Below are 12450 nucleotides of genomic sequence, written 5' to 3'. Positions count from 1 at the left end.
AATTAGAACCCAGGTTTGAATAAATTGGCATTCTTGAAGTTCCTGGTAACGAATCTAAAAGCAGCCGTCAAAACATTACCCATACGTTTTGCATTTTTAAAATTCAAATCGTTTGTATACTTATACAGATCGTTTTTCAGCTGCTGGACATGTTCATCAGGAGCAATAAGATCCTGTCCCATAATCTTCAACAGTCTTTTAATTCGGGTTTCGGCAGAAAGAATTCTTTTTGCTAGCACGGCACGTTCCTCATTTTTATATTGTTCTATGGAACTTTCCTGCAATTTATCCTTGACCAATTTTACCATAGGATAATTCTCCTTGAAAAACTGCGGGCGATAAATTTTGAAGTTTCCTTCATAACATTGCTGATCGAAATCGATAGGACGAATTCGATAAACTACCTGATCAAAATCGTGAATAGGAACAATCACATAGTTATAAGCTCTCATATCGCCTAACAGTCGAATCATACAGCGCTCATTAAACTTTACAAACTCTTTTGCTATTTGTGATTTTTCAGTATCGCTACAATCTTCGAGTAGTGTTTTTATAAAAACGTCTCCAGGAATACCCATTATATGCTCTTCAACCAAAGTCTCTTCATACACTAAAAAATTTATCTTATCTGGTGACAAAATATGTTCTAGTTCAAGTCCATATACCCTGGAAGCATCGGCTTTCTTTACATAAAAATGAGTGTAATTGTCATTCAGGATGTTTCTGACTTTTATACGAAAAGGTTTCGAATTTCCAAAAGTGCAATAATCGATTGAATCTACATTTAAAAATTTAATAATATCTAAATTTCCATCTGAGTGCAAAAGAGAGTAGATCTTCTTTAAAGTCAAATCTATCTCATTGCGTTCAAATTCATTATAATACACCCGAATCCATAATGTATCTACTTCCTGCTTATCATATACATTGATAAATCCTGAAAAACGCAGCAGATCATCATAATATATAGGTACTTTGGAAATACGGTCAAATCGCTTTAAATATTCAGCAAGCGAATTATTTATAGGGTAAGTAGGTTTTTTAAATAGAATTTCACCGTCGTTCATTAGGAATATGTATTTATTACAAATTTACATCAATTTAAACGTAATGACAATAAAACACTAACAACTCCAGTTTTAATAAAGACTCAACCTATCATTTGTGGTTTCTACAATAAAAATCAATCATTTGATGCTGTAAGAAAAATTTTATTCAAAAACAAAGCTATCCTTTTAAAATAAAATCAGAAACAGCTGTTTAACAATTGTTTAACGTGTTTAAATTTTAAAAAACCAAAAAACGAGCCTTATTTACCGCTAAAAACCCAATAAAACCGATATTTATTTTAAATTTGACTGCCCCAAAATAATACAGACATTATAACCTACTATGATAAACAAGCAACAGATTTACATTGAGGCGGCTCAAACCGCTAAAATTGGAATATGGGAATTAAATCTAGAAACCGATACTTATTATTGGGATTCCATAACAAAATCTATTCTTGAACTACCTGAAGATTTTGTTCCAATAAAAGGAAGTGAAATTAATTTCTTTACTGAAGGTGAAAACCGAGAAAAAATTATAAACCTAGTGCAAAAAGCAACTGATGACGGAATTTCTTTTATCGATAAATTTCAAATCACAACTGCTAAAAACAATACCAAATATATTGAATGTATTTGCCGCGTTGAAGTTATTGATACTATAGTAACCCGATTACTAGGCACTTTTCAAGACATCACAAAAGAGCAAAACCTCATTAAAAAACTTGAACTTAGCGTTGAGAAATTCTCTTCTGTTTTTTCTAGTGCTAATGACGCTATCATTATAATTAACTCCGCTACTGGGATCATTTCTGACTGTAATACTAGATCTTATGAACTTACTGGATATAGTCCTTCGGAATTATTAGGTTTACACAATTCTGAACTATTCCCCATTGACAAAAGAAAAGAAATTCGGATATTTCTAGCTAATCAATTAAGAAAAGACAACCATTTTGTCAATGAAACCGACTTAAAATTAAATAACGGTACGATAATACCAGTAGAGGTCGCCTCCGGTAAAAAATTTATAGTTGATAATCAAACGTTCCTTGTTTGCTTCTTTAGGGACATCAGTGAACGTAGGGACTCCGAATATAACCTAAATATGTTGTCGCTTGTTGCCTCTGAGACGACAGATGCCATCGTAATTGCAGATCCAGAAGGAAAAGCAGTTTGGGCAAACAAAGCTTATATAAAACTAACAGGTTTCAGTTTAGAAGAGACAGTAGGCAAAACACCTCGTTTTTTATTGAGTGGTCCAGAAACCGACTCGCAAACAGTACACAACATAAAATTTGCGCTAGAGAAGAAAGAAAATTTAAAATTTACCATTCTTAATTATAATAAATCGAAAGGAAAATTCTGGTATGAATCAAATATCACCCCAGTATTTGACGATGGGGGCAATTGTATTAAATTTGTTTGTGTTGGGAGAGATGTGACTACTAGGGTCGAAAAAGAGATTGAACTAAAAAGAATATTAGAAGTTACCAGCGAACAAAATAGTAAGCTATTTAATTTCGCACATATCGTTTCCCACAATATCCGATCTCACACCAGTAATTTACTAATGGTATTAGACGTAATCGAAACGGCTGAAAATACAGATGAAAAACTGTCGTATATTGAAATGTTTAAAGAAGGAACTGAAAAATTGTCTGAAACAATTGAATATCTGAACGAAATCATTACTATTCAAAAAAATACAAACATCGAAAAAAAGAATGTTTTTTTATACGATGAAATAGAAAAAACCAAAACCGCATTACTTCTAGCCATTAAAAATAGCCAAATAGAAATTACACACGCTATACCTGAAGACTTGGTTATAAGCGTAATACCCGCATATCTAGACAGCATTTTACTTAACCTTTTTACAAACGCAATAAAATACAGATCCCTTCAACGAAAAGCAATTTTAAAAATTGGCTATGAAATCAACCGAAACTATACTGTTATAACTTTTAAAGACAATGGATTAGGCATCGATTTAAAAAAGAATGGACATAAAATTTTCGGAATGTACAAAACCTTTCATGGAAATGAAGACGCCAGAGGAATTGGTTTATGCATTACCAAAAATCAGCTTGAAGCCATGAAAGGAAAAATTGAGGTCGAAAGTGAAGAAGGAATTGGATCTGTCTTTAAAATTTATATAAATGAAAAATAAAATCACCTATATTATTGACGATGATAAACTATCGATAAAATTAATGAGCATGTTAATTTCTAAAAATAATTTTTGTGAGGAAATAATTTCGTTTTTTAATCCTCAATTTGCCTTAGACGAACTAAAAAAAAATTGCAATACTCCTACAAATCTCCCTGACGTTATTTTATTAGATTTAAATATGCCGATTCTGGATGGCTGGCAGTTTCTCGACGAGTTTATTCTTTTGCCTATAAAAAAAGAGATTTCCATTTTCATTGTTAGTTCTTCAATTGACCCTCACGATATAGAGATGGTGAAAAAATACGATATGGTGAAAAGCTATATCATGAAACCTATTAACGCAACGAAACTAGAAATTGCTACCGAATTAATAGCAATACCAAACTAAGTCCAAATTAACTGTAACAATTTTATATCTTGTTCGTCTTATAAAAAACATAAAAAAACGAACATTTTGCAAACCATACTTTCAATTAAAAACCTCAACAAGCGTTATGGCAGTTTACAGGCCTTACGAAATGTTTCTTTCGAAATAAAAAGAGGTAACGTATACGGTATTCTAGGCCCTAACGGCAGCGGTAAGTCCACAACATTGGGAATTGTTTTGAATGTGGTGAACAAAACATCAGGAGAATACAGTTGGTTCGATGGTAAAATGCAAACTCACGAAGCTTTGCAGAAAGTGGGAGCCATTATCGAAAGACCCAATTTTTACCCTTACATGACTGCAGAGCAAAACTTGAAGCTAGTCTGTAAAATTAAGAATATCAAATACACTAAAATTCAGGAAAAACTGGAATTAGTGGGTTTAGACGAAAGAAAAAACAGCAAGTTCAGTACTTTTTCTTTAGGGATGAAACAACGTCTGGCCATAGCCTCTGCCCTACTTAATGACCCTGAAATACTAATTCTGGACGAGCCTACAAATGGCCTCGATCCACAGGGAATCCATCAAATCAGAGATATAATCAAACAAATCGCCGCTCAGGGTACAACGATTTTATTGGCTTCGCACCTACTAGATGAAGTTGAAAAAGTATGTACGCACGCATTGGTTTTAAGAAAAGGTACCGTTTTATATTCTGGTACAGTCGATGGAATGTCTGCTAATGAAGGCTTCTTTGAACTGCAAGCCGATGACAATGAGAAGTTGACCCAACTTTTAAAGATACACCCTGCCGTTGAAAGTGTCAAACAGGAAGAAGGAAAAGTTTTTGTCTATCTAAAAACTGCCTTGGAAGCTGCGTCCTTAAATAAATATCTTTTTGAAAACAATATCAATTTAAGTCATTTAGTAAAACGCAAACACAGTCTAGAGGAACAATTTTTAGAATTGACAAAAAACAGTGAGTCGTGATTAGGTTATTCAGTCGCAGTACAATCCTAATTCACAAATCCTAATTCCAAAACAAAATGAAACGATTACTTTCTATAGAATTGCAAAAAATCTGGATGAATAAAGCCAGCCGCGTTTTAACATTTACCTATTTTATTTTACTTTCTTTTATCGCCTTAATTGCCTCTATAAAATTTGACATTGGCTTTTTTAAGTTACACCTGGCCGAAATGGGAATTTTCAACTTTCCGTTCATCTGGCATTTTAATACGTATGTAGCCGCTTTGTTAAAATTCTTTTTGGCTATCGTAATTGTATCGATGATGGCAAATGAATATAGCTATGGTACCCTAAAACAAAACCTCATCGACGGAATGAGTAAAAAGGAATTCATTTTTTCTAAATTCCTGACCGTACTCGTCTTCGCTTTTGCCTCCACTGTTTTTGTTTTTGTCATGAGTTTGCTATTGGGTTATAGCTTTTCTTCTTATACTGAATTGAGTATCGTATTCTCTAATATGGAGTACCTTTTGGCATTCTTCGTCAAATTAGTTGGCTTTTTCTCTTTTTGCTTATTTCTAGGAATATTGGTCAAACGATCTGCTTTTGCTTTAGGCTTTCTACTAGTTTGGGGAATAATTGAAAGTATTGTTAAAGGAATTTTAGTTTTTCAAATTTTTCCAGATAATAAAATAGCCTATTCTATTACACAGTTTTTTCCACTAGAATCCATGTCAAATTTAATCATAGAACCTTTCTCCAGATTGTCTGTAATCAAGACCATCGGAACCCAAATCGGAGTGGATGGTATTAAAGATTACGGCGTTCATTTTTCTTCAGTCCTTATTGTATTAGCTTGGTCTCTCCTATTCATGTTATTCTCGTACAAATTACTAAAAAACAGAGATTTATAGTATATTTAAAGCACTATGAAATGGATAAAAATAATGTTTTGTATCCTACTTTGTTGCATTTCAGCAAGTGCAATGGCTCAATCTATTACAGTAAATGACACCTATACGGCGCAAAACCTAGTCGACTTACTTACCAAAAATAGTTCTTGTGCATCTACGTCATCAGCAAGCGTGTCTGGTGATACTTTTACGGGAACTCAAAATAGTTATGGATATTTCAACTCCGGAACAAGTACTTTTCCATTTACCGAAGGTGTATTATTAAGCACATGGAGCAGCAGCAATTCAGTTGGGCCGTTCTTAAGAAATCAAGGCGGAGGAAATTCTTCTTGGAAAGGAGATCTAGATTTAGATCAGGCCCTAGGAATTAAATCAATTAATGCTTCTGTCCTAGAATTCGATTTCGTCCCATTGACTAATTTCATTAGTTTTAATTATATTTTTGCTTCCAATGAATACCAAGATGATTTCCCATGTCGTTTTTCAGACGGATTTGCTTTTTTAATCAAAGAAAATAGTAGCGCTGCCATTTACAAAAATATAGCTGTACTACCCAATACGATTACCCCTGTTTCATCTGAAAATGTACACCCGATCATCAGTTTCACAAACTCATCAGGAAGCACAAGCGGATGTTCGGCACTAAACGAACAATATTTTGGGCAATCAAACACATCGACTACAAGCTCTAGTCCCATAAATTACAGCGGACAAACAATAGCTCTGAATGCACAAACAGAAGTTATTGCAGGAAATTCATATCATATTAAGTTAGTAATCGCTGATGATGAGTTTGTTTATTACGACTCTGCTGTTTTTCTTCAGGCGGGTAGTTTTGTTTCGAAAGTAGACTTAGGCGCTGATCGATTACTAGCTACTAACAATGGAATTTGTTTTGGCCAAACTTATTTGATTGATACTAAACTCCCTCCCAGTTACAGCTACAAATGGTTTAAAAATAATATTTTATTAACAACCGAAACAGATCCATCTTATACAGTGACAGATGCAGGAACTTATAAAGTAGAAATTACCTTAAATCCGTCTACATGCATAGCAACAAATCAAATTACAATTGAATATACTCCCGAAATTCTTTTGAATAACCAGACAATGATCCAATGCGATGCTGATGGTGATGGAATTTCAGTATTTGATTTGACAAAAATGGATACTGCCATTAAAGGAAACGATCCTAGTTTGAGTGCTGTAGTGTATTATAAGACATTATCTGATGCAAAAGCAGCAATTAACCCTATAACCAATCCTAAGAATTACAATAATACATCTGCAAATCAAATTGTTTATGCAAGAGTATCAAATAACTATGGTTGTTCTAATTATGCGCAACTCAATCTGCAAATCTCAAACAATACAATACCAACACAAAATCCAATAACAACTTGTGATGGAGACACTACCCAAGACGGTTTATATCGTTTCGATTTAAATTCTCAAGTTAGTATGCAAGTATTACAAGGCTTGCCCCAGGGTTTAACAGTAGAATACTACTTGAATCTAACCGATGCTGTGATGCAAAACAACAGCTTGCCTAATATTTTCAATAATACAGTTCCCAATCAACAAATTATTTATGCCCGAATCATAAACGGAGCGGATTGTTATGACATTACACCCATCACCTTGGTAGTAAACACTTTTAATCCTAGAGATTTTCAAGAAGAGAATACTTTTCTATGCAATGGAACTGCTATAAGCCTCACTGTCGCAACTGGCTATTCCAGTTATCTATGGAATACTGGGGCAACAACCAACATCATTACAGTAAGCTCAGCAGGGGATTATTCAGTAAAAGTCAGTAATGGAAATGGATGTGAAGCAACAAAAACGTTTCATATAAACCCATCCGGAATAGCAACTATTACTGGAGCAGAAATAATTGATTTTTCAGGCAATCAAAATTCAATTTTAATAGAATATACAGGAGTTGGAAATTATGAGTTCTCACTTGACACCTCCTACTTTCAAAATGACCCCAAATTTGAAGGTATAGCCCCAGGTACATATTTGGCTTATGTAAGAGATAAAAACGGCTGTGGTTTGTCAGTCCCCTATCCAGTTTATGTGCTAGATTACCCTCGTTTTTTCACCCCAAATGGAGATGGATTTAATGATACATGGCGTATAAAAAATCTTGATTTGTTACCTAAATCTACTGTTACTATTTACAATCGATATGGCAAATTATTAAAACAATTGAACTCCTCTGCTATATACTGGAACGGTTTTTTTAATGGCCACATCTTACCCGCAGACGACTACTGGTTTTCTTTAAATTTCGAAGATGGAAAAATCATAAAAGGCCACTTTTCTTTAAAAAGATAATAGATATTTAACTATTTTTAGCGAATGAAACAAACTTTACTTATTTTCTTTACTTTTTTATCAATAAGCTGCTTTGCACAGTTTAGTAAAACACATTATATTCCGCCATTAACTGCACAAACTAATTTGGCTGAAGATCAATACATATACATTTCGACACCTAACAGCAGTGATGTTAATTTCAAAATAATAGAAAATGGAGGAGCCATTATTCCAGGAGTTGTGAATAAGAACACTCCTTACATCCACTATATCGGTTCTGGAAATTCCTCGCAACTATTTACCCCGAAAACAAGCATTCTAAAAACAAGTAATAAAGGTTATTTAATTGAAGCTGAGGATTTAATTTATGTCAGTGTACGAGTAAACTCTAGCAGAAACCCTAATGGGACATACAATCATGCAGGAGGATTAGTTTCAAAAGGCAATAGCGCCTTAGGTAAAGAATTTAGACTTGGCGCTATGCTTAATCCACAATTTGACACAACCGTGCTAAATTTCGCTTCTATTTTGTCAACTGAAAACGGTACAAAAGTAACCATTTCTAATATTCCTACTGGAGCAATTCTGTCTGACGGAACAATCATTACTGGGCCAATAAGCGTTGTATTAAACAAAAATGAAAGTTATATACTAGCTTTAGAAAACACAAATAATGCTTTTCCTTCAAACAGTTCTAAGATTATTGGAGCTTTGGTCGTATCGGATAAAGCTGTGGTGGTGAATGCGGGTTCTTTTTGCGGAAGCAATAGTACACTTCTAGGCTTACAAAATGGTAATTTAGTTCCAATTGGTCGAGACGTGGGTTTTGATCAAATTGTTCCATTCGAAAAAACGGGTAAGGAATACATCTTTGTAAAAGGAAATATCACATCAGTTAGCCCTGAATTAGAACGCGTTTTACTAATTGCACACGAGCCCAATACTGCCATTTATCTAAATGGTAATACTTCTCCATATACAACTCTGATTAATGCCGGCGATTATATCGATATTGATGGAAATAATTTTATTGACGGAAACTTATATGTTTTGACATCCGAAAAAGTTTTTGCCTACCAAAGTACTTCAGGTTCGAATTCTCCTGCAAATCAAAACTTATTTTTTGTCCCCCCTTTAAATTGTTCTACACCAAATATTGTAGATAATATCCCATTCATTGAATCAATCGGAAACGTAACCTACAGTGGCGGGTTAAATATTGTTACTGAAAAAGGAGCTACAGTAAATGCTTACCAAAACGGCATACTTGTTTCTGTAGGATCAGCAACAGGAATTACTGGAAATCCAGGATTTGAGCGCTATTCTGTAACTGGATTAACAGGCAACATTTCAGTAAAATCAACGAGCCAAGTGTACGTTTCTTACTATGGAACAAATGGGGCTGCTACTTATGGTGGGTACTACTCTGGTTTTGATACTAAGCCTGAAATCGTAACTGATAAAATCTCCGTTTCTAATTCAACTTGCATTCCAAATGTAATTTTAAAAATCAACACATTATCCTCTTACGACTCTTTTCAATGGTATGTAGATGATGCTATAATACCAGGTGAAACTAGTAATTCCTACCGTCCAATTACTCCCGGGTTTTATCAGGTAAAAGGAAGTATTAGCAATTGTCCAAGTACGATTCCCATCTTTTCTGATAAAATACCTGTGAGCAATTGTCCAACCAACATTGATAACGACTCCGCAAATGACAATATCGATATAGACAATGATAATGACGGAATTACAAATTGCACGGAATCTTTCGGGAACCAAAATATTAGCCTAGCAAATCTAAATTTTGGAACAGTTTCAATTGGCGACTATTCAAATACATTTAATGGAGTACTTTCTAATTCTACTGCAATCAGTACCATTCCTTTTACAGGAAGTGCTGATGGAAGTTTCGTTTCAGATGTTACCGCTGGAAAACTGAATTACGTATCTTATCTAATGTCATTCGCTAAGCCTATAAGTTTAGGAATAGAATACATTTCATCCGCTAATGTCTCGAATCTTTTGAATGCTGATGCCGAATATATTATAAGTTCTGATGTAGATAAAACTATTACAGTTTTAAATCCAACTGACCAATTATTGATCGACACCAATTATGATGGAATTTATGAAAGTGGAATTACTGAATTCTCTTCATTTGAAATACGTTTCAGATTAAAAAGTACAACATCATTACCAGCAGGATCCGGCACTTTCAAATTTTTAACCTATCTGACAAATACAGTACGTTTTACCCATAAAAACCTATCAGACGACAGTTCAAATAAATCTTCTTTAAAGTTTTTTGCCGTTTGTGTACCTAAAGACTCCGATAAAGACGGAATTTCTGATCAACTCGATATTGACAGTGATAATGATGGTATCCCAGATGCAATAGAGGCTCAAGGAAATACCTTTATTCCGTATACATCTGCTGATGTGAATAAGGATGGATTAAGTGATGCCTTCGGAACCGGTATTGTCCCGATAGATACTGATCTTGATCTGTCAATTGGTGGCGTTCCCGATTATTTAGACCTAGACAGTGACAATGATGGAATCTACGATTTAGTTGAATCAGGAAGTGCAGCTATTGACCTTAATAAAGATGGCGTTATAGACGGTGCAAAAAGTACTTTTGCTGCTAACGGACTATCGTTATCAGTAGAAACTTCAAACGATTCTGGAGCTTTAAACTATATCGTACGTGACACGGATGCTGATGGAATTAAAAACTACAGGGAAATTGACAGCGACAACGACCTTTGTTATGACGTTATTGAGGCAGGCTTCTTAGACGCTAATAATGACGGGCTGCTTGGTAATAATCCAATAGTGATAAATACAAATGGTGTTGTTACCAGCGGGACGGCGTACAGTACTCCTAATCTAAATTATATTACCGCAGCACCCATTGTAATTACAACTCAACCTAATGTTGCACCAACTTGCGAGCTTGAAAATGCTAAAATTGAAATAGTCGATAATGGCGGAAACACCTATCAATGGCAAGTTGCTACTAATGGTACATCATGGTCAAATGTAATTAATAACGCTATTTATTCTGGAGCACAATTAAACACTTTAACTATTACGCGTGTTACTAGTGCAATGAATGGATATAGATACCAAGTTGTTCTACATAAAATTGGAAATTCCTGTGGTTTAACATCGAGTGCAACAACACTTAGTATTTTAGCTTTACCAACTATTGCTTCCCCGGTCACATTAGTACAATGCGACGATGACACTGACGGTATTTCAAACTTTAATTTAACAACAAAAAACAGTTTTATTTCTGCAAATCATTTGGTTGAAAACTTTACTTATTTCACCACATTCGACGGTGCAACTACAAATGACAATACATTACTGATAAAAACCCCGCTTTCATACAGAAGTTCAAACGGAACAATATGGTCTCGCGTAGAAAATGAAAATGGCTGTTTTAGTATATCTCAACTAAACCTGATTGTTTCGACTACTCAAATCAAAAAAACCTATCGTCGAACTATTGAAATTTGCGATGACTATATTGACCCAACACACGATGATACCGACGGCATTTCATCATTTGATTTTAATGGTGCTACAACAGAGATCAAAGCATTGCTGCCCTCTCCAAGCACATTATATGAAATAAAATATTACTCAAATGAATCTGATGCTTTATCGCAACTAAACGAGATCATCAATACTTCAAACTATAGAAATACCACTTCACCATATCAGCAAGATATATGGGTAAGAGTATCAAGTACCTTAGATAATTCCTGTTATGGACTTGGCCCTCATGTTAAACTTATTGTAAATTCCAAACCAAACATAAGCTCTAATGAGAACAATAGTGATGACACCTTAGTTTGTTCTAACCTTCCAACCTTTTTTGTAAAACTAGATGCTGGAATCCAGGATGGCTCACCAATCAGCAACTACACCTATATTTGGACAAAAGACAATAAAATATTGACTGGCAGCACTAATTATTCACTTGATGTAAACGAAATGGGCACCTATTCAGTAGAGGTGAAAACTATCGCTGGTTGCAGTCGTACCAGAACTATAAAAGTTACCGCATCAGATATTGCACATATCAGTTCCATATCCATAATAGATCTTTCAGAAACAAATACAATTACCGTCAATACAACTGGACAAGGTAAATATCAATATAGCTTGGATGCACCCACCGGTCCTTTTCAAGTTTCTAATTTTTTTGATAATGTATCTGCTGGTACACACGACGTTTATATAATTGATAAAAATGGTTGTGGTACAATCAGTCAGACTATTGCTGTAATTGGACTTCCAAAGTATTTTACTCCAAACAGTGACGGATATAATGATTACTGGAATGTGAAAGGAGTGAATGCTAATTTCAACACAAATTCTATTATATTCATATATGATCGTTACGGCAAGTTAATAACGAAAATAAAAACTGATAGTGTCGGCTGGGATGGAACTTTCAACGGCCAACCTTTACCTTCTGATGATTATTGGTATACGGTAAAATTAGAAGATGGCAGAGAAGCAAAAGGACATTTTACGTTGAAAAGGTAACAAAAGCACTATCTTAATCTAAAGTCAAAGTTTCGAATCAATATCTATATATAGACATTATCTCCATAAAATTGTCAA

7 protein-coding genes are annotated in these 12450 nt (G+C 34.4%); 6 read left to right on the top strand and 1 reads right to left on the bottom strand.

The features are described from left to right. Nucleotides 1-2 precede the first annotated feature (2 nt). Nucleotides 3-1067, bottom strand: a complete 1065-nt coding sequence (locus HJ01_RS09400) for a hypothetical protein (protein ID WP_007138148.1) — start codon at nt 1065-1067, stop codon at nt 3-5. A gap of 325 nt (nt 1068-1392) precedes the next feature. Here HJ01_RS09400 and HJ01_RS09395 point away from each other — a divergent pair, with 325 nt between their 5' ends. From HJ01_RS09395 to HJ01_RS09370, 6 genes are all read left to right on the top strand, one after another. Then, the gene (locus tag HJ01_RS09395; protein ID WP_007138147.1) at nt 1393-3222 is read left to right on the top strand and encodes a PAS domain S-box protein; all 1830 of its coding nucleotides are present in this window, start codon (nt 1393-1395) and stop codon (nt 3220-3222) included. Further along, nucleotides 3212-3613, top strand: a complete 402-nt coding sequence (locus HJ01_RS09390) for a response regulator (protein WP_007138146.1) — start codon at nt 3212-3214, stop codon at nt 3611-3613. Before HJ01_RS09395 ends, HJ01_RS09390 begins: the two co-directional genes overlap by 11 nt. A gap of 66 nt (nt 3614-3679) precedes the next feature. Further along, the gene (locus tag HJ01_RS09385; protein WP_007138145.1) at nt 3680-4582 is read left to right on the top strand and encodes an ABC transporter ATP-binding protein; all 903 of its coding nucleotides are present in this window, start codon (nt 3680-3682) and stop codon (nt 4580-4582) included. A gap of 56 nt (nt 4583-4638) precedes the next feature. Then, nucleotides 4639-5475: an ABC transporter permease gene (locus tag HJ01_RS09380; RefSeq protein ID WP_040473830.1), complete on the top strand. Its 837-nt coding sequence runs from the start codon at nt 4639-4641 to the stop codon at nt 5473-5475. 15 nt (nt 5476-5490) lie between these two features. Next, entirely contained in the window at nt 5491-7821 is a 2331-nt protein-coding gene (locus tag HJ01_RS09375; RefSeq protein ID WP_007138143.1) for a T9SS type B sorting domain-containing protein, read from the top strand. A 24-nt stretch (nt 7822-7845) separates the two neighbouring features. Beyond that, nucleotides 7846-12372: a T9SS type B sorting domain-containing protein gene (locus HJ01_RS09370; protein WP_007138142.1), complete on the top strand. Its 4527-nt coding sequence runs from the start codon at nt 7846-7848 to the stop codon at nt 12370-12372. Nucleotides 12373-12450: the final 78 nt, after the last annotated feature.

Source organism: Flavobacterium frigoris PS1, assembly GCF_000252125.1.
Classification (GTDB): domain Bacteria; phylum Bacteroidota; class Bacteroidia; order Flavobacteriales; family Flavobacteriaceae; genus Flavobacterium; species Flavobacterium frigoris_A.
This window is presented reverse-complemented; position numbering and strand designations above follow the sequence as displayed.

Bases quoted from the DNA above. Each gene is read 5' to 3' on its own strand.
- HJ01_RS09400 (WP_007138148.1), bottom strand. From the start codon at position 1,067: ATGAACGACGGTGAAATTCTATTTAAAAAACCTACTTACCCTATAAAT.
- HJ01_RS09395 (WP_007138147.1), top strand. From the start codon at position 1,393: ATGATAAACAAGCAACAGATTTACATTGAGGCGGCTCAAACCGCTAAA.
- HJ01_RS09390 (WP_007138146.1), top strand. From the start codon at position 3,212: ATGAAAAATAAAATCACCTATATTATTGACGATGATAAACTATCGATA.
- HJ01_RS09380 (WP_040473830.1), top strand. From the start codon at position 4,639: ATGAAACGATTACTTTCTATAGAATTGCAAAAAATCTGGATGAATAAA.
- HJ01_RS09375 (WP_007138143.1), top strand. From the start codon at position 5,491: ATGAAATGGATAAAAATAATGTTTTGTATCCTACTTTGTTGCATTTCA.
- HJ01_RS09370 (WP_007138142.1), top strand. From the start codon at position 7,846: ATGAAACAAACTTTACTTATTTTCTTTACTTTTTTATCAATAAGCTGC.